Genomic DNA, 18,749 nt, shown 5'->3' with positions numbered 1-18,749 from the left:
AACGCGTGACGATGCGATGTCAGAACGCGGTTGGCGAGCTATCCACAGGCGCTTGCAGACAAGGGGCTGTGGATGGTTTCGGTGCGGGACGAAGACGACAACGCCCGCGCGAGGCGGGCGTCGACTTGCTGGCGGTCGGCTCAGCTCTCGGGTGGAGAATGTTTCATCTTTCGCATGAGAGCCAGCACCGGCCCCGATGCCACGTAGGCACCGAACAGCAGCAGCAGCATGACGGAAGGTTCAACCGAGATCACCACGAAGCCGAGCACGATCGCCAGCAGCGCCACAAAGGGAACCGGCCCCTTGAGATCGATCTCCTTGAAGCTGTAGTAACGGATGTTGCTGACCATGAGCACGCCCGCAGCTGCCACGACGATCATCATCAGCAGCTTGTAGCCGAAGGCCTCGGCATCGAAGCTATGAAAGGTCCATACGCTGGCCGCGACGAAGGCCGCTGCTGAAGGACTGGGCAGGCCGATGAACCATTTTTTATCGACGCTACCGATTTGCACGTTGAAGCGCGCCAGGCGCAGTGCCGCACAGGCGACGTAGAGAAAGGCCACCACCCAGCCGGTCTTGCCGATGTCCTGGAGTATCCAGGTGAACGCCACCAGCGCCGGCGCCACGCCGAAAGAGAGCATATCGGAAAGGCTGTCATACTCGGCCCCGAAGGCGCTCTGGGTATTGGTCAGGCGTGCCACGCGCCCATCCAGCCCGTCGAGCAGCATGGCAATGAAGATCGCCACCGCCGCCGCTGTGAAGTCGCCATTGATACCGGCCACCACTGAGAAGAAGCCGGCAAAGAGAGCCGACGTGGTGAAGAGGTTTGGCAGCAGGTAGATCCCCCTGCGCCTGACCTTCTTGCCGTCCTCGATCGACTCCTCGATCACCTCCGTCTCGCGCACGAAGGCAGCCGCCAGATCCTCCTCGTCCGACCGCTCGTCCTTGCCAGCGGCAGGACCTGTCTGGGCGCCATCACGATGGATGTCGTGTTCGGTATTGCGGGAATCCTGACTCATTCGTCTCATCCGTTGCCAGAATGGGGCCACTCGAAGGTGCTGCCTTCATTCTACACGGTGATGCCGAGGCGAAAAGCGCAGTAGCTATGAGCCAGATACGACCAGGGCGCGGAAATCCGCGCCCTGGCCTTCAACGGAGCGAGTCCAACGACTCAGTTCTTGCTCTTGTCGACCAGTTGGTTGGCGGCGATCCACGGCATCATACCGCGCAGCTTGGCACCGACCTGCTCGATCTCGTGCTCGGCATTCAAGCGGCGGCGAGCGGTCATGGAAGGATAATTGGTGTTGCCTTCCTGGATGAACATCTTGGCGTACTCGCCGGTCTGGATGCGCTTGAGGGCATTGCGCATGGCCTGGCGCGACTGTTCGTTGATGACCTCGGGACCGGTCACGTACTCGCCATACTCCGCATTGTTGGAGATGGAGTAGTTCATGTTGGCGATACCGCCCTCGTACATCAGGTCGACGATCAGCTTGAGTTCGTGCAGACACTCGAAATAGGCCATCTCGGGGGCATAGCCCGCCTCGGTCAGCGTCTCGAAGCCGGCCTTGACCAGCTCCACGGCACCGCCGCACAGCACGGCCTGCTCACCAAACAGGTCGGTCTCGGTCTCGTCCTTGAAGGTGGTCTCGATGATCCCGCTGCGACCGCCGCCGATGGCCGCGGCATAGGAGAGCGCCAGCTCCTTGGCCTTGCCGGAGGCGTCCTGATGGATGGCGATCAGGTCGGGAATGCCGCCACCCTTGACGAACTCGGAGCGCACGGTGTGTCCCGGCGCCTTGGGAGCGACCATGATCACATCGAGGTCGCGGCGCGGTTCGACCTGGTTGTAGTGGATGTTGAAGCCGTGAGCGAAGGCCAGGGTAGCACCCTGCTTGAGGTTCGGCTCGACCTGGTTCTCGTAGATCGCCTTCTGGTTCTCGTCCGGCGCCAGGATCATGACCACGTCGGCGGACTTGCACGCCTCCTCGACAGAGGCCACTTTCAGGCCAGCGGCCTCGGCCTTGGCCGCAGAAGAGGAGCCCGAACGCAGAGCGACGGTGACGTCGACGCCTGACTCCTTGAGATTGTTGGCATGGGCATGGCCTTGAGAGCCGTAGCCCACGATGGTGACCTTCTTGCCCTGAATGAGGGAGAGGTCGCAATCCTTGTCGTAATAGACGCGCATGCTGGTGCTCCTGGAAAGGATAGTCGATGAAGTTTCGTGTCAGCGTTGATGGCCACCCGCGCCGTCTATTGCGGCGCTGGGAGTCGGCTCAATCGATGGCTCTACCTTAGCGCCAAGGGAACGTTGCGTAAAACGCGATATTTGCAACACCACATGCCGTTTCATGCAATAATCCAGACATGGACATGCGCCCCCTCAAGCAGTTTCTTGCCCTGGCCGACACGCTGCACTTCGGTCGTGCCAGCGAGCTTTGTCACGTCAGCCCCTCGACGCTCTCGCGCACCATCCGCCAGCTTGAAGAGACCCTTGATGCGCCGCTGTTCGTGCGTGACAACCGCCATGTCAGCCTGACGCGCCAGGGCCTGGCCTTTCAAGCCTATGCCCGCGAGACGCTGGCACAGTGGGAAATGCTGCGCCATACCCTGAGCAGCCAGGCCGGTGAGCTGGCCGGCGAAATCAGCATCTACTGCTCAGTCACGGCTAGCTACAGCTTTCTCTACGACCTGTTAAGCGATTTCCGCCTTCGTCATCCACGCATCGAACTCAAGCTGCACACCGGCGATCCGGCGGAGGCGATGAACCGTGTGCTCGCCGGCGAGGAGGACATGGCGATCACGCCGCGGCCCCGCAGCGCGCCGGGAGGCCTGGCCTTCAAGTCGCTGACCCGCTCTCCCCTGGTATTCATCGCCCCGGTAAAGCAGGCAAGCTGGATGCCCGCCACCCCCGCCTCGCCCTCGGCCACCCAGTGGCGAGCCGTGCCGATGATACTCTCCGAAGCTGGGCTGTCACGCGACTATGCCGATACGTGGTTCAAGGCGCTCGGTGTGGCACCGATGATCTATGCCCAGGTGGCCGGCCACGAGGCGATCGTCAGCATGGTGGGGTTGGGCTTCGGCATCGGCGTGGTGCCGAAGATCGTACTCGACAATAGCCCCCTCGCCGAGCGGGTCCGCGTGCTGCCGGTGAAGCCAGAGCTACCGCACTATGACGTCGGCCTGTGCGTGCTCCATCGCCAGCTCAAGAGTCCGCTAATCCAGGCGCTGTGGGACGAGGTCGAAGAGCGCTAGGCGGCCATCCACGAAAAAGCCGCCTCGAAAGGCGGCTCATCGATACGGCTGACAGCGGAATTCAGAGGCTGAGCACCTTGTCGCCACGCGCTATACCCGACACTCCGGTCCGCGCCACCTCGAGTACCCCTACCGGCCCCATGGCCTGAAGAAAGGCGTCGAGCTTGGGCGCATCGCCGGTGATCTGCACGGTGTAGAGGCTCGGCGTGACATCGACGATCTGGGCGCGAAAGATGTCGACGGTACGCTTGACCTCGTCGCGGGCCGCTCCCAGCGCCTTGACCTTGACCAGCATCAGTTCACGCTCGATGTGGTTGCCCTCGGTGAGGTCGACCAGCTTGATCACGTCGATCAGCTTGTTCAGATGCTTGGTGATCTGCTCGATCACCCGGTCGTCGCCGACGGTGGTCACGGTCAGCCGCGACAGCGACGGATCCTCGGTGGGCGCCACGTTGAGCGTCTCGATGTTGAAGTTGCGCTGCGAGAACAGTCCTACCACACGAGACAGTGCGCCCGGTTCGTTTTCCATGAGAATCGAGATGATATGGCGCATCAGGTCCGCTCCGTCTTGGAAAGCAGCATGTCACGCATGGAGCCCAGGGGCACCTGCATCGGATAAACGTGCTCGCGCGGGTCGACGATGACATCGACGAACACCAGCTCGTGCTTGTCGGCGAAGGTACGCTCCAGCGCCGGGCGCAGCTCGTCCATCGTCTCCACCCGCAGCGCGGTGAAGCCATACGCCTCGATCAGCTTGGCGAAGTCGGGCAGCGACTCCATGTAGGAGTGCGCATGTCGCGACTTGTAGTTGAGGTCCTGCCACTGGCGCACCATGCCCAGCGAGGCGTTGTTCAGGTTGATGATCTTCACCCCGCCACCGAATTGCTTACAGGTGGAGAGCTCCTGCATCATCATCTGGAAGCTGCCCTCGCCGGTGACGCAGATCACCTGCTCGTCGGGAAAGTTCTGCTTGATGCCCATGGCGGCAGGAAAACCGAAGCCCATGGTGCCGAGTCCGCCCGAGGTGATGAAGCGGTTGGGCTTGTCGAACTTGTAGTACTGGGCAGCGAACATCTGATGCTGGCCCACGTCGGTGGTCACGTAGGCCTCGCCACGCGTGACCTCGCACAGCGCCTCGATCACCTCCTGCGGCTTGAGCTGCTCGCCCGGCTTCGACGGCTCGTAGAGCTTGCCACGGCGCTCCTCGCGCCAACCGTCGATCTTGTCCCACCACTCCGCCAGGGCCTCGGGATGGGCGATCTCCTTGCCCTGCACCAGGCTGATCATCTCGTCGATGACGCTGGCCGCCGGCCCGACGATGGGCACATCGGCGCGCACCGTCTTCGACACCGAGCTGGGATCGATGTCGACATGAATGATCTTGGCCGTGGGGCAGAACTTGGAGGTGTTATTGGTCACACGGTCATCGAATCGCGCCCCGATGGCGATGATCAGGTCGGCGTGGTGCATGGCCATGTTGGACTCGTAGGAGCCGTGCATGCCCAGCCAGCCCAGACACTGCCGGTCGCTCTGCGGGTAGGCACCGATGCCCATCAACGTTGTGGTGATGGGATAACCGAGCCGCTTGACCAGATCCGTCAGCCCCTCGCAGGCACGCCCGGTAATGACCCCGCCGCCAGTATAGAAGACCGGCCGCTTGGCCTTGAGCATCATCTCCACGGCCTTCTTGATCTGGCCGGTATGTCCCCGCGCCACCGGATTGTAGGAGCGCATCTTGACCTTCTTCGGGTAGACGTACTCGTAGCGCTCGGTGGGCGCGGTCATGTCCTTGGGAATGTCCACCACTACCGGGCCGGGACGCCCCGTCGCGGCTAGGTAGAAGGCCTTTTTCAGAACTTCGGGAATTTCGGTCGGGTGCTTGATCGAAAAGCTGTGCTTCACGATCGGGCGGGTCACGCCGATGATGTCGGTTTCCTGGAAGGCGTCGTCGCCAATCAGGTGGCTCATCACCTGGCCGCACAGCACCACCATGGGAATCGAATCCATGTAGGCGGTAGCGATACCGGTGACGGCGTTGGTGGCGCCGGGACCGGAGGTGACCAGCACCACGCCGGGCTTGCCGGAGGCCCGAGCGTAGCCATCGGCAGCGTGGGTGGCCGCCTGCTCGTGGCGAACCAGAATGTGCTTGACCTTGTCCTGACGGAACAGTGCATCGTAAATATGCAGAGCCGCGCCGCCCGGGTAGCCATAGATGTATTCGACGCCTTCATCCTGCAGGAATCGGGCGATCATATCCGCGCCGGAAAGCAGTTCCACTTGTGTCTCTCCCCTGGAGGTCTCGAGTGCGATCCGTGCCTTGTGTTGGACAGACACGGGGTCGAGTGCGGCGGTATGCCGCTGTCGGCGAGGCCGACACCTGATGCCAAACCCTGGCATTAGACCCGGTTGGGGCCTGCACTCTCAGCACGGCGGATTGCCGCGTCGGGGCATTGGCCGGTTCCGGCGGTTGGCCGGCTCCGGAATCCTTCGGCGGGTAGAGGCCACAAAGCCCACCCTTCGCACGGGAATGGGGGATCGCCCGCTGGTGTCCGTGCCCGCAAATCAGGAACGCTCAAGATTCCAACAGCCTAGCGACAGTGTCAACCGTGGCGCGACCACGAACTTGCCGACAGCGTAAAAAAGCCCGCCGGCAATGTGCGGGCGGGCAAGGGGGGTTACAGGACGCAACCTACATGACAGTGTAGTCGTTCACCGGGCTCTGCACCGGCTACCGCGTTATGACTGTGTATCAGGCACGAAACACGAGTTTGCCGTCTTCCACCTTCACGTGAATGACATCGCCGGGGGTGAATCGACCGCCCAGCAGATCCTGGGCCAGCGGATTTTCGATTCGACTCTGGATCGCCCGCTTCAGCGGCCGCGCACCGAACACCGGATCGAAGCCTGCCAGCGCCAGTTGGGCCATGGCTTCGTCGCTGACCTTGAGCTGCATGCCATGCTCGGCCAGACGGGCGCGCAGGCGGTCGAGCTGAATGCCGGCGATCGCCTCGATCTGCTCCTGGCGCAGGGCGTGGAACACCACCACCTCGTCGATACGGTTGATCAGCTCGGGGCGGAAATGCATGCCTACCACATCCATGACGGCACGCTTCATCTCCTCGTACTGCTCGTCGTCGCCCCCCATGCGCTGGATGATCTCCGAGCCCATGTTCGAAGTCATCACGATCACGGTGTTGCGGAAGTCCACGGTGCGCCCCTGGCCATCGGTGAGACGCCCATCTTCCAGCACTTGCAGCAGGATGTTGAACACGTCCGGGTGGGCCTTCTCCACCTCGTCAAGCAACAGCACCGAGTAGGGCTTGCGTCGCACCGCCTCGGTGAGATAGCCGCCCTCCTCGTAGCCGACGTAGCCGGGAGGGGCACCGATCAGGCGGGCCACGGAGTGCTTCTCCATGAACTCCGACATGTCGATGCGTACCATTGCCTCCTCGGTGTCGAAGAGGAAGTTGGCCAGCGCCTTGCACAGTTCCGTCTTGCCCACCCCGGTCGGGCCGAGGAACAGGAACGAGCCGTTGGGCCGGTTGGGGTCGGCGAGCCCGGCACGCGAGCGGCGCACGGCATTGGCCACGGCGGTGACCGCTTCCTCCTGGCCGATCACGCGCTGGTGCAGTGCCTCCTCCATGCGCAGCAGCTTGTCGCGCTCGCCCTCGAGCATCTTGGCGACCGGAATGCCGGTCCAGCGCGACACCACCTCGGCGATCTCCTCCTCGGTGACGCTGGAGCGCAGCAACTTATGCTTCGAGGTGTCGGCCTCGGCCTCGCTCGACTCGGCGATCTTCTTCTCCAGCTCGGGTATCACCCCGTACTGCAGCTCCGACATGCGACCGAGATCGCCCTGGCGACGCGCCTGCTCCAGTTCGATCTTGGCGCGCTCGAGCTCCTCCTTGAATTGGCCTGCCCCTTGGATGCTGGCCTTCTCGGCCTTCCAGATCTCGTCGAGATCGGCGTACTCCCGCTCGAGGTCGTCGATCTGCTCCTGCAGGCTCTCGAGACGCTTCTTCGACGCCTCGTCGGTCTCCTTCTTGAGGTGCTCGCGCTCCATCTTGAGCTGAATCAGGCGACGGTCTAGGCGGTCCATCTCTTCGGGCTTGGAGTCGAGCTCCATACGGATGCGCGAGGAGGCCTCGTCGATCAGGTCGATGGCCTTGTCGGGCAGCTGACGGTCGGTGATGTAGCGGGTCGACAGCTTGGCCGCGGCGATTATGGCGCCGTCGGTGATGTCGACGTTATGGTGCACCTCGTAACGTTCCTTGAGGCCGCGCAGGATCGCCACGGTGTCCTCCTCGGAGGGCTCGTCGACCAGCACCTTCTGGAAGCGTCGCTCCAGTGCGGCATCCTTTTCGATGTACTTGCGGTACTCGTCGAGGGTGGTGGCCCCTACGCAGTGCAGCTCGCCGCGGGCCAGCGCCGGCTTGAGCATGTTACCGGCATCCATGGCGCCCTCGGCCTTGCCGGCCCCGACCATGGTGTGCAACTCATCGATGAATAGGATGACTCGCCCCTCTTCCTGGGCCAGCTCCTTGAGCACCGACTTTAGGCGCTCCTCGAACTCGCCGCGGAACTTGGCGCCGGCCAGCAGCGAGCCCATGTCGAGCGACAGCACGCGCTTGTCCTTGAGCCCCTCCGGCACCTCGCCGTTGACGATACGCTGAGCCAGGCCTTCGACGATGGCGGTCTTGCCCACGCCAGGCTCGCCGATCAGCACCGGGTTGTTCTTGGTGCGCCGCTGCAGCACCTGGATGGTACGGCGGATCTCGTCGTCGCGGCCGATCACCGGGTCGAGCTTGCCGTCTGCGGCGCGCGCGGTAAGGTCGAGGGTATACTTCTCAAGCGCCTCGCGGCTCTCCTCGGCGTTGGGGTCGTCGACCCGCTCGCCGCCGCGCACGCTGTCGATGGCGCTTTCCAGCGCCTTGCGGGTCACGCCGGCCTGGGTCAGCAGCTTGGTCACTGCGTGCCCCATCTCCAGCGCGGCCAGCAGCACCAGCTCACTGGCGATGTACTGATCGCCGCGTTTCTGCGCTTCGCGATCGGTCAGGTTGAACAGCTTGATCAGATCCCGCGATGGCTGCACCTCGCCGGTGAACTGTGAGACCTGGGGCAGGTCATCGAGGTGTCCCGCCAAGGTGTCGCGCAGCCGCGCGGCGTCACCGCCGGCTTTCTGGACGAGTGCCTTGATGCCGTTATCGCGGTCATCGAACAGCGCCAGCAACAGGTGGCCGGGCTCGAGTTGATTGTGCCCGCGTCCCACGGCCAAGGACTGGGCGTCGGCCACGGCGTTTTGCAGCTTGGCGGTGAACTTGTCGAAACGCATTCGCTTTCCTCCATCGGGGTGGCGGCGCGTTCGGACGCGCCGCTTGGCCCTGTCGTATCGTATTGACAGATTCAATGGAGTCAGCGTGGCCGGCTTTCAAGTCGCCGACCAGGGGAAGCGTGCGTCAGCTTGACGCGGGTCAACGTTGGGGCGGCCTATCTTAGCCAGATCACACTGGCCATGCGCCCGGTCTTGCCGTCGTCGCGACGATGAGAATAGAAACGCGATTCACAGGCTGTACAGAAGTGGCCGCCACCGATATGGGAGACCCCCAACCGCTCGAGTCGCATCCGCGCAAGCTTATACAGGTCGCCCATGTAGTGGCCCAGGCGGTAGGGGCTGGGATCGAAGGCGGCCACCGCTTCGGGATGCACACCGACGAAGGCTTGCTGCACCTCCGGCCCCACCTCGAACTGGGCGTTGGAAATCGCCGGCCCCAGCCAGGCCATCAATTCCTCAGGGGGTGTCGCCAGCGCCGCTACCGTCGCCTCGAGCACACCCCCGGCGAGTCCACGCCACCCAGCGTGCGCCACACCGACGCGCGTGCCCTCACGATCGCAGAAGAATACCGGCAGGCAATCGGCGGTCAGCACTACACAGGCGTGGCCGCGATCGAAAGCCACCGACGCATCCGCCTCCGGCACGCCGTCGGTGTAGCTCGACTGTACCCGGGCGCCATGCACCTGTCTGAGCCACAGCAGCGGCCGCTCGTCCCCGATCTCATTGCCGATCAGACGCCGGCACAGCGCCACGTGAGCGGGGTTGTCGCCCACCCGGTCGGCCGGGTTGAAGCAGGCGAACTCCGCCTGGCTGGGTCCGGTCTCGCGCGTGGTGACGAAGCCCCCGACGCTGGCGGGCGCTGGCCAGTCAGGCACGATCAGGGTCGGTTGCAGATGGGGGGCATCGCTCATCCTGGCTCCTCAGCGCATGACCGCATGGTCGTCGCGCAGGTAGTCGATCAACAGCAGCAGGTCGTCGGGTAGCGGCGCGCGGAACTCGACCGTCTCGCCGCTTCCGGGGTGCAGAAAAGCCAGTTTCCTGGCATGCAACGCCTGACGCGGAAACTCGCGCAGCAGCGTCTTGAGCGCCTCGCCGGCCCCTGCCGGCAGCTTGAGCCGACCACCGTATACCGGATCGCCGACCAGCGGAAAGCGCCGGTGCGCCAAGTGCACGCGAATCTGGTGGGTGCGCCCGGTCTCGAGCCGACAACGTACGTGGGTATGGGCACGGAAGCGCTCGACCACGCGGTAGTGCGTGACCGCCGGCTTGCCGTTGACATGCACCGCCTGGCGCTTGCGATCCTTGGGATGGCGGCCGATGGGAGCATCCACAGTGCCACCGGAGGTCATCACCCCGACGCAGATCGCATCGTACTCGCGTGACACCGTACGCGCCTGGAGCTGCTCGACCAGTGAGGTCTGGGCGCCGAGCGTCTTGGCCACCACCATCAGGCCGGTGGTGTCCTTGTCCAGACGGTGGACGATACCGGCCCGCGGCACGGTGGCCAGACTGGGGCAGTGGTGCAGCAGGGCATTGAGCAGGGTGCCGTCCGGGTTGCCCGCGGCCGGGTGCACCACCAGTCCTGCCGGCTTGTCGATGACCAAAACATCGTCATCTTCGTGGACCACCTCGAGCGGAATCTCCTCGGGCTCGAAGCGCTTCTCCTCCTCGAGCGTGGCCGCCAGCTGCAGCCATTCACCGCCGGCCATCTTGTCCTTGGGCTTGCCCGGACGACCGTCGACGGTCAGTGCCCCCTCCTTGATCCAGCCCTTGAGACGCTCGCGAGAATGGTCGGCGAAGAGTTCGGCGGCGGCCTGGTCGAGGCGGCAGCCGGCCAAAGAGATGGGCACGCGTTGCTGAGCTTCCACGGTCTGGGGCATAGGGGAGTATCGCTGTCGGCATCCTCGGACTGCGTTTTCACGCGAGGTGCTTTATAGTGGACGGGTTACGGTCGATTCTACCACGGCCGACACGGCTTGTTAGACACGAGGATCACGATGCGCGTTTCCCCCATCGCCACACGCCTTATCGCCCTGCTCCTGGCCGCCGCCCTGGTCAGCGGCTGTGCCGGCAGGTCTGCCACGGAAGAAGAGCAAGACGAATTCGAAGGCGTCGCCGAGCAGCAGCTCTACGACGAGGCGCGCGACGCGCTCGAGGACGGACGCTACACCACGGCCATCTCGCGCCTCGAGGCCATCGATACGCGTTATCCCTTCGGCCGCCACGCCGAGCAGGCCCAGCTCGAGCTGATCTACGCCTACTACGAGACCAACGACTGGGAGGCCACCCGTGCCGCCGCGAGTCGCTTCATTCGCCTGCACCCCACCCACCCCCAAGCCGACTATGCGCTTTACATGCGCGGGCTGGCCTCATGGCAGGCGGGCCGCTTCAGTCTCGAGCGGCTGCGCCTGATCGACATCTCCAAGCGCGACCTGGGGGCCTCGCGTGACGCCTACACCGACTTCCGCGAACTGGTGTCGCGCTATCCGGCCAGCGAATACGCTCCCGACGCCGAGCAGCGCATCGTCTACCTGCGCAACGTGCTGGCCCGGCATGAGCTGCATGTCGCCGACTTCTACCTGCGCAAGGGTGCCTACCTGGCCGCAGTCGAGCGCGGTCGCTGGGTGGTCGAGAACTATCCCGAGGCCGAGGCCACCCGCGATGCACTGGCGGTGATGGTCGAAGGCTATCTCGGGCTCGACATGCGCGACCGCGCCCGTGAAGTGCTGCAGGTCCTGATCGAGAACGATCCGAACAACGATCGTCTGCGTGGCCGCACCTTCCAGCCGCAGCACGTACGCTCGGAGTCGCTCTCAGCCTGACCTCAAGCTGCTGGCAGCGTCAGACGGCTACAGCAGAACGCCACCGCTCCTTCGGGCGGTGGCGTTCTTTTGGCTCGGGTGCGAGGCGAGGCTCTGGCGCCTACTCCCCCGGCTGCCAGCCGTTGACGATGGGGTAGCGGCGGTCGCGACCGAAGCCCCGTGGCGTCACCCGCACACCGACAGGCGCCTGGCGCCGCTTGTACTCGTTGCGATCGACCAGCTTGACCACCTGGTAGACGTCATCGCGCTCGAAGCCGGCATCGATGATCGCCTCGGCGCTCATGTCCCCCTCGATGTAGCGTGCCAGGATGGCATCGAGCGTATCGTAGTCGGGCAACGAGTCGGTGTCCTTCTGGTCAGGGGCCAGCTCCGCGGAGGGCGGGCGCGTGATGACTCGCTCGGGAATCGCCGGCGACTGGGTGTTGCGCCAACGAGCCAGCCGATAGACCCAGGTCTTGTAGACGTCCTTGAGCGCATTGAAGCCACCCACCATGTCGCCATAGAGCGTGGCATAACCGACCGCCATCTCGCTCTTGTTGCCGGTGGTCAGTACCATCAATCCTTTCTTGTTGGAGATGGCCATCAGCAGCACGCCGCGGCAGCGAGACTGCAGGTTCTCCTCGGTGGTGTCGCGCTCGGTGCCGGCGAAGGTGTCGGCCAGGGTGGCCATGAAGGCGTCGACCATCGGCTCGATCGGCAGCACTTCGTAGTGCACGCCGAGTAGCCTGGCCTGCTCGGCCGCGTCCTCCTGGGAGATGTCGGCGGTGTAGCGATACGGCATCATTACCGCATGCACCCGCTGGGGCCCCAGCGCGTCCACGGCGATGGCAAGCGACAGGGCCGAGTCGATGCCGCCGGAAAGGCCCAGCACCACGCCCTGAAAACCGCTCTTGTTGACGTAGTCGCGCACACCGCTGACCAGCGCGCAGTAGAGGCTCTCCTCGGGCTCCTCGGCGGGCTCGACCTCGCCCTCCTGCGGCACCCAGCCGTCAGCCTCCTTGACGAACTGAACCGGCATCAGCCCCGCCTGCCAGTATGGCGCTACGACTCGCACCTGACCGTCAGCGGCAACACAGGCCGAGCCGCCGTCGAACACCAGCTCGTCCTGGCCGCCGATGGTGTTGACGTAGACCAGCGGCAGCGACACTTCGGCGGCACGCTGCTCGAGCAGGCGCAGGCGCTCGGCCGGCTTGTCCTGATGGTAAGGCGAGGCGTTGAGCGTAATGAGAATGTCCGCCCCCGCCTCGCGGGCCGCCCGCACCGGGCCACCGTCCCAGATGTCTTCGCAGATCAGGATGCCGAGTCTGGCTTCCTTGTGCTCGATGACCAGGCTCTGCTCGCCGGTGGCGAAATAGCGACGCTCATCGAACACTTGGTAGTTGGGCAGCGCCTGCTTGGCATACTCCCCGATCCACTCGCCGTTGTAGAGCAGTCCGGCCAGATTGTAGCCGAGCCCTTCGCGGCGGCCGGGATAGCCGATCACCACCAGGACGTCGCGGGACATCTTCGCCGCCATGCGGGAACGCGCCTCGCGCAGACGAGTCTCCATGGAAGGACGCAGCAACAGATCTTCGGGGGGATAGCCGCTCAGGAAGAGTTCGGGAAACACCACGATGTCGGCACCATGTTCGATGCGTGCCTCGCGAACGGCTTCGATGGCACGATCGGCGTTGCCGGGGATGTCCCCTACCAGCGGGTCCAGCTGCGCCATCACCAGCGTCAAATCTTGCATGGGCGTAGAAATCTCTTGAGAATCCGAAGTCACTCTATTGTCCCGCAAGGGCGTCCGGCTGGCAAAGCCGCTAGCCCCTACCAGGGAGACGAACAAGGATGAATCTTTTGCTCATTCGGCTGATCATCTTCGCCGTGTTGTTCCTCGCCGGCCTCAAGCTCTACCGCATGTACCGCGAATGGAAACTCGACCGCGAGGATGCCCTGAACGTCGAGTCGCAGCAGGAAGGCGGCCAGATGGTACGTTGCGCCTGGTGTCAGGTGCACGTGCCGGAGTCCGATGCCCTGCGCGACCACGGGGAGTGGTTCTGCAGCAGCGCCCATCGCGATCGCTTCCTGCAGGAGCAGCGCCCCGAAGAGTAGACCGCAGGCGATGACGGCAATCGCTTACAAATTCCATCGGCAATGGCTGATAGACTCTCTTCCAGGCTCGACTAGAGTGAACGCCTCAGACCAGGCACACTCCAGGAGAGCTTCATGGACGCGGCTCGTATCTCGCCTACTTCCGCCCGGCACCAGCACGGCCTCACCCTCATCGAACTTCTTGTCGTCATCGTCGTGGCCGGCGTGCTGCTGGGCTGGGCAGTCCCTGGACTGCAGGCGATGAATGCCCGCCAGGAAGTGGTCGCCGAAGCACATCGACTGCGCATGGCTCTCTCGCTGGGACGCAACGCGGCCATTACCCGCCGCAGCACGGTCATCGTCTGCCCCAGTCCTGACCGCAGACGCTGTGATACGAGCGACTGGAGCGCCCCGCTGGCCATCGTGCTCGGTCCCTTGTCGGGCGGCACGTTCGCCGATAGCGACCTGCTGCGGGTGATCGAGGCCAACCGTGGCGTCAGGGTCAGCTATCGCCTTGATGGCAGACCGGTGCGCTATGGCGCCCTGGGACGACCGGCGGGACACAATGGTACCTTTCGAATTTGCGGCCGCCATGCACGGGGCGCCCAACTGGTGCTCAGCAATTTCGGCCGCGTACGCGCCGGCAACGCCATCGATTGTTGAGCCAGTACGACCCAACACGGAATCAGCATGCGACGAGCCATCGTGGGTTACCATCAGGACGATGAAGATCACTGGGTCGCCGAGCTCGCCTGCGGCCACTATCAGCACGTTCGCCACCAACCACCTTGGAGCGAGCGTCCTTGGGTCACGACACCAGGCGGACGCCGCTTGCGTCTCGGCCTCGAACTCGAATGCGTCAAGTGCGACCGCGGCGAGCCGCCTGATGCCCCCTAGCGGCCGCCGGCCCTGGCCGTCACCCCTTGGGGCCCATCAATAGCCAGATGATCAGGCCAACCAGCGGGAAGAACAGCAACGCCAGTATCCAAAGTATCTTGGCGAAGGTTCCCGCCGTACTCTTGGCCACCTTGACGATGGCCCAGATCAGAATGATCAGCCAGATCAGGCCCAGCAGGCCGCCTACTTCGATTCCCATTCGACATCTCCTTGTCCAGCGGTAGGTGCTGCTTCAAGAACTAGCACGCAGCGTCAGGGGCAACAATCCGAAACTGTAGCGTTATGTGAATCAAGGTAGCGCGCTTCACGCCATTCGCCACCATTCAGGTAACGACTGGCGCACCTCAGGCTGCTGGAAGCGATCATCCATCAGCACCAGCGTACCGCTATCCTGAGGGCTGCGGATCACCCTGCCGGCCGCCTGGATTACCTTGATCAGCCCCGGAATGCGATACGCATAGGCGTCACCACAGCCAAAGCGCGACTGCAGCCTGGCCTTGAGCGCCTCGTTGAAGGGGTCGAACGGCGGCAGGCCCAGCGTGGCGATGAAGGCGCCGATCAGCCGTTCGCCGGGCAGGTCGATACCCTCGCCGAAAGCCCCGCCCAGCACCGCGAAGCCGATACCCTGCGCGCCAGGCCGGAAGCGCGCCAGGAAGCCATCGCGCTCGGCTTCGCTCATGCCACGGGTCTGGCTCCAGTGCGGTAGCTCGGGATGGCGCCTTGCCAGTTGCGTCTGCACGGCCTGCAGGTAGGCAAAGCTGCTGAAGAAGGCGAGATAGAGACCCGGGCGTCGGCGGAACTGGCCGACCAACTCGTCGACGATAGGGTCGAGTGAGGCCTCGCGGTCATGCAGGCGCGTCGAGATGGCGCCTTGAATACGCACTTCGAGCTGATCGGCGTGAAACGGCGAGGCGACCGACTGCCACACGCTCCGACCCGGCACGCCCAGCAGGTCGCGATGATAGTCCACCGGCGCCAGGGTCGCCGAGAACAGCACGCTGCTGTACGCCTGGGCAAAGCGTGGCGCCAGGAAGTCCGCCGGCACCAGGTTGCGCAGGCCGAGCGTTGCGCGGCCTCGCCCATGCCGCGTCAGATCGCACAGCGAGTGCTCGCCGAACGACTCGCCCAGGCGAGCGAAGGCCAGTGCCTCGAACAGCCGTTCCTGCAAGGCCGGGTCGCCCTCCCCTGGATGCTCCGCCAGGTAGTCGGTGAGCGCCACCGTCACCCGTTGCAGGGCGCCGACGAAGCGCTCGGGCAAGCCCTCTAGCACCCGATAGGCAGGCCGGCCCGCCTGCCCCTCATCGGCCCCGCCCTGCTCCCGCACCAGGGCCTGCCATTGGCGCATCAGCCGGCCGAGGGGCTGCACCAGCGGCGCGGGGGCGCTGCGGTGCAGTTGACGGAAGACGCGCTGATTCAGCTCAGCGCTGTACATGCCTCGGGCCCGCTCCACCAGGTTGTGCGCCTCGTCCACCAGCAGCGCGAGCCGCCAGCCGTTGGCCTGGGCCAGGCCATGCAGCAGCGCCGACGCGTCGAAGTAATGGTTGACATCGCCCACGCAGACATCGCTCCAGCGCGCCAGCTCCTGGCCCAGGTAATAGGGGCAGATGCCGTGCTCGAGTGCCACCTCGCGCAGCGCCTCGCGATCGAGCCAGCCGCGCTCCACTGCGTCTCTGCGGGCGGCGGGCAGGCGGTCGTAGAAGCCCGCGGCGAGCGGGCAGGCGTCGCCATGACACGCTCTGTCAGGATATTCGCAGGCCTTGCTGCGGGCGGTCAGCTCCAGTACGCGAAGAGGAAGCCGCTGTCGGCCGCCCGCCCCCTGGTCGCCAGGGTCGCCCCCCAGCCGTGCCAGGGACGCCAGCGCCAGGCGTCGACCCGGCGTCTTCATGGTCAGGAAGGCGAGCCGGTCGATCCCTTGCCGCGGCATTGCCTTGAGTGTGGGAAACAGCGTAGCCACGGTCTTGCCGATGCCGGTCGGCGCCTGCGCCAGCAGGCAGCGCCCTGTGGCGGCCGCCTTGTAGACGCTCTCGGCCAGCTCGCGCTGACCGGGGCGAAAGGCATCGTGGGGAAAGGCGAGCCCGGCCAGGGCGGCATCGCGCGCCTGGCGGTGAATGCTCTCCTGCTCCGCCCACGCCAGGAAGCGCTCGCACTGCTCCTCGAAGAAGGCGGTGAGTTCGGCGGCACTGGCCTCCTCGGTCAGCAGCGTCTCCCGCTCGCTGGCAATATCCAAGTAGACCAGCGCCAGGGTCAGCGACTCGATCCCGCGCTGGGCGCACAGCAGCGCGCCGTAGACCTTGACCTGGGCCCAGTGCAGGGCGCGCTGATTGGCGGCCATTCGCGACAGGTCGCCGCGGTGGGTCTTGACCTCCTCGAGCCGGTTGCGCGCCGGATCATAACCATCGGCCCGGCCGCTGACGACGAGTCCGCGATAGCACCCGCTCAGCGCGATTTCACTCTCGTAGGTGTCGTCTCGTCGCCGTCTCACCAGCGCATGGCCGGCCATGCCCTCACGGGCGCTGGGCGAGGGCGTGAAGCGGTGGTCTAGATCCCCCTCGCGAGCGGTGAAGTCGCACAGTGCGCGCACGGCCACCCTGTAGATAGGCGTAGTGGTAGTCATGGCACCGCACCCGACTGCCAGGACACATGGCAAACCTCGGCGGGTATGGCATGACGCTGGAAGTAGGCCAGCCAGCGGCGCTGGTTGTCCTGCAGCCTGTCGCCTGGCCCCTTCACCTCGATCAGCCGGTAGCGAGGCTGCCCCTCCGGGTCGGGCGGCAGGAACTGGATCAGGTCGGGCAAACCGGCTCGATTGGTCTTGAGATCGGCCAGCAGACGCTCGAAGCAGGCGCGCAGATGCATGGCGGGGATACAGGTCAGCGCCTGCTCGAGCAGCGTCTCGTCGAGACCGTCCCAGTGCACGAAAGGCGACGCCAATCCGCGCTTCGCGTGCCAGGTGCGCCGGATCGCCTCGCCGTGGCTGCCATCGTCGAGCCGCGCCAGGCAGGCCTCGAAGCGCTCGCGGCGGCGGGCGACGAAGTCGTCTCGGTGGAGATCCGCCGGACCGCTGTGGAAAGGATGAAAGAAGGCGCCGGGCAGCGGCGCGAACAATGCCGGCCAGCAGAGTAGGCCGAACAGGCCGGTCACGAGGGCGTTTTCGACGTAGTAGACCGGGGCCTCGGGTCGGCTCAGATGTTCGGCCACGGCCTGCTCGACGCTCGCTACTCCAGCGCGCGGCAGGCACAGGTCCAGGCGTTGCGGCCTCGCTTCCGGCTCACCCGCCGGCGGCGCCAGCCCCAGCCGGCGACACAGCCTGGGCAGCAACCGTGCCAACGCCTGCGTTTCCTGGTCGCAGGTACCCGCTTGCCATGCCTGGCTAGCCAGAGCATGGGCCTGGCGGTGCTCGCCGAGCCGCTCCAGCAGTCGCAACCGTCTGATACGCGCCTCCACCTGGCCGCCAGGCCCATCGCCGCTCGCCGCATACAACCGCAGCGCCAACTCCTCCCGCCCTTTGCGTTCAGCGGCGTGGCCCAGGCGCAACAGCAGCTTGCCGCGTCGCTGCGCCAGCCAAGCGTTGCCCTCCGGCACCTCGGGAACCTCGGCTTCGAGCTCCTCGGGTGGCTCATCGTTATCGAGTCGCTCGCGCAGCGCATGCAGGGCCAGATAGGTGTTCACTTCCTCACGCCGATCAAAGGCGCGCGAGCCGGGCGTCAACTCGACCCGCTCGAAGCGCTGCAGGCCTAGTTCGGTGAGCACGAATTCGGCCCAGTCCTGGTGCAGGTTGCCGAAGAACATCAGCCGCAACCGATCGCACCACGGCATTACGCGCAAGCGCACGATGCGCTCGCTTCCCAGCATTTCACCGGCGGCGGGCCACCACTCGGCCAACCGCTGCACCTGACTCAGGCGCGGTTGTAGCGTTTCCCACAGGACTGCCTTGCTCGCCTTGGGCGAGAGCGCCACGGCGGCCATCTCCTCCGCCAGCGCCCGACGCAGCTCGGCCAGGCGCAGCAGGTGAAAGAGATCGGCCAGACTCAGCGAGGGGTTCACCTCGACCCAGCCGGCCTCGATCAAGGGCATGAGAGCCCTATCGATGTCGCCGATCTCGGCGTAAGCGAGCTTACCGGTACGGAAATACTCGCCCTTGCGCATCACCATGCGTACCAGCAGCGCCTGGGACGGCTGCGGCAAGGCCTCGAAATCGGTGACGAAGGCACGCTCCTCCACGCTCAGCAGGTCGCCGTGGCGTTCAAACACCCAGCCGAGAACGAAGCGGAAATTCGCCAGATAGTAGAGCGGATCGTCGAGCGAGGCAGTGACCGGTACAGCGTCTGAAATACTGTTCATGCATCCATGATATCAGCCCCGCACGGACT

The 18,749-nt window shown here is 64.9% G+C and carries 16 protein-coding genes; 5 read left to right on the top strand and 11 right to left on the bottom strand.

Going from position 1 to position 18,749, the window contains the following annotated elements; all coding sequences use genetic code 11:
* Positions 1-140: 140 nt before the first annotated feature.
* Together pssA and ilvC are read right to left on the bottom strand one after the other, a co-directional pair.
* The gene (pssA, locus tag KPL81_RS19595; RefSeq protein ID WP_209474221.1) at positions 141-1,019 is read right to left on the bottom strand and encodes a CDP-diacylglycerol--serine O-phosphatidyltransferase; all 879 of its coding nucleotides are present in this window, start codon (positions 1,017-1,019) and stop codon (positions 141-143) included.
* Positions 1,020-1,171: 152 nt separating this feature from the next.
* Positions 1,172-2,188, bottom strand: a complete 1,017-nt coding sequence (gene ilvC, locus KPL81_RS19590) for a ketol-acid reductoisomerase (RefSeq protein WP_219793563.1) — start codon at positions 2,186-2,188, stop codon at positions 1,172-1,174.
* A 179-nt stretch (positions 2,189-2,367) separates the two neighbouring features.
* On the opposite strand from ilvC, the gene ilvY reads away from it, so the two are divergent.
* A complete protein-coding gene (gene ilvY, locus KPL81_RS19585) occupies positions 2,368-3,255 on the top strand; it encodes an HTH-type transcriptional activator IlvY (RefSeq protein ID WP_209474225.1) in 888 nt (295 codons plus the stop codon).
* Between the two features lie 61 nt (positions 3,256-3,316).
* Here ilvY and ilvN read toward each other — a convergent pair whose 3' ends face one another.
* The 5 genes from ilvN to rluD all read right to left on the bottom strand — a co-directional run bounded on the left by ilvN (position 3,317) and on the right by rluD (position 10,467).
* Positions 3,317-3,808: an acetolactate synthase small subunit gene (gene ilvN, locus KPL81_RS19580; protein ID WP_111415356.1), complete on the bottom strand. Its 492-nt coding sequence runs from the start codon at positions 3,806-3,808 to the stop codon at positions 3,317-3,319.
* The gene (locus tag KPL81_RS19575; RefSeq protein ID WP_219793562.1) at positions 3,808-5,532 is read right to left on the bottom strand and encodes an acetolactate synthase 3 large subunit; all 1,725 of its coding nucleotides are present in this window, start codon (positions 5,530-5,532) and stop codon (positions 3,808-3,810) included. Before KPL81_RS19575 ends, ilvN begins: the two co-directional genes overlap by 1 nt.
* A gap of 472 nt (positions 5,533-6,004) precedes the next feature.
* The gene (clpB, locus tag KPL81_RS19570; protein ID WP_219793561.1) at positions 6,005-8,587 is read right to left on the bottom strand and encodes an ATP-dependent chaperone ClpB; all 2,583 of its coding nucleotides are present in this window, start codon (positions 8,585-8,587) and stop codon (positions 6,005-6,007) included.
* Between the two features lie 155 nt (positions 8,588-8,742).
* Positions 8,743-9,498: a peptidoglycan editing factor PgeF gene (gene pgeF, locus KPL81_RS19565; RefSeq protein ID WP_219793560.1), complete on the bottom strand. Its 756-nt coding sequence runs from the start codon at positions 9,496-9,498 to the stop codon at positions 8,743-8,745.
* A gap of 9 nt (positions 9,499-9,507) precedes the next feature.
* Positions 9,508-10,467, bottom strand: a complete 960-nt coding sequence (rluD, locus tag KPL81_RS19560) for a 23S rRNA pseudouridine(1911/1915/1917) synthase RluD (RefSeq protein WP_219793559.1) — start codon at positions 10,465-10,467, stop codon at positions 9,508-9,510.
* Positions 10,468-10,584: 117 nt separating this feature from the next.
* Between rluD and KPL81_RS19555 the strand changes: the two genes are divergently transcribed.
* Positions 10,585-11,409 carry an outer membrane protein assembly factor BamD gene (locus tag KPL81_RS19555; protein ID WP_219793558.1) on the top strand — a complete coding sequence of 275 codons (825 nt, stop codon included), beginning with the start codon at positions 10,585-10,587 and terminating at the stop codon, positions 11,407-11,409.
* Positions 11,410-11,509: 100 nt separating this feature from the next.
* Here KPL81_RS19555 and KPL81_RS19550 read toward each other — a convergent pair whose 3' ends face one another.
* A complete protein-coding gene (locus KPL81_RS19550; protein WP_219793557.1) occupies positions 11,510-13,141 on the bottom strand; it encodes an NAD+ synthase in 1,632 nt (543 codons plus the stop codon).
* Positions 13,142-13,239: 98 nt separating this feature from the next.
* Here KPL81_RS19550 and KPL81_RS19545 point away from each other — a divergent pair, with 98 nt between their 5' ends.
* The 3 genes from KPL81_RS19545 to KPL81_RS19535 all read left to right on the top strand — a co-directional run bounded on the left by KPL81_RS19545 (position 13,240) and on the right by KPL81_RS19535 (position 14,379).
* Complete coding sequence (locus tag KPL81_RS19545; RefSeq protein WP_209474238.1) at positions 13,240-13,503, top strand: PP0621 family protein; 264 nt, start codon at positions 13,240-13,242, stop codon at positions 13,501-13,503.
* Between the two features lie 114 nt (positions 13,504-13,617).
* Complete coding sequence (locus tag KPL81_RS19540) at positions 13,618-14,145, top strand: GspH/FimT family pseudopilin (protein WP_219793568.1); 528 nt, start codon at positions 13,618-13,620, stop codon at positions 14,143-14,145.
* A gap of 27 nt (positions 14,146-14,172) precedes the next feature.
* A complete protein-coding gene (locus tag KPL81_RS19535; protein ID WP_219793556.1) occupies positions 14,173-14,379 on the top strand; it encodes a DUF3565 domain-containing protein in 207 nt (68 codons plus the stop codon).
* Positions 14,380-14,398: 19 nt separating this feature from the next.
* Here KPL81_RS19535 and KPL81_RS19530 read toward each other — a convergent pair whose 3' ends face one another.
* The 3 genes from KPL81_RS19530 to KPL81_RS19520 form a co-directional block, all read right to left on the bottom strand.
* Complete coding sequence (locus KPL81_RS19530; RefSeq protein WP_209474243.1) at positions 14,399-14,578, bottom strand: PLDc N-terminal domain-containing protein; 180 nt, start codon at positions 14,576-14,578, stop codon at positions 14,399-14,401.
* Between the two features lie 105 nt (positions 14,579-14,683).
* Entirely contained in the window at positions 14,684-16,993 is a 2,310-nt protein-coding gene (locus tag KPL81_RS19525; protein WP_219793555.1) for an ATP-dependent DNA helicase, read from the bottom strand.
* Positions 16,990-18,720, bottom strand: a complete 1,731-nt coding sequence (locus KPL81_RS19520) for a VRR-NUC domain-containing protein (RefSeq protein ID WP_219793554.1) — start codon at positions 18,718-18,720, stop codon at positions 16,990-16,992. Before KPL81_RS19520 ends, KPL81_RS19525 begins: the two co-directional genes overlap by 4 nt.
* Positions 18,721-18,749 lie beyond the last annotated feature (29 nt).

Origin of the sequence: Billgrantia antri, from assembly GCF_019430905.1 — a bacterium.
GTDB classification, from domain to species: domain Bacteria; phylum Pseudomonadota; class Gammaproteobacteria; order Pseudomonadales; family Halomonadaceae; genus Halomonas; species Halomonas antri.
The sequence above is the reverse complement of the archived record's forward strand: the minus strand, read 5'-3'. Positions and strand labels throughout refer to the sequence as shown.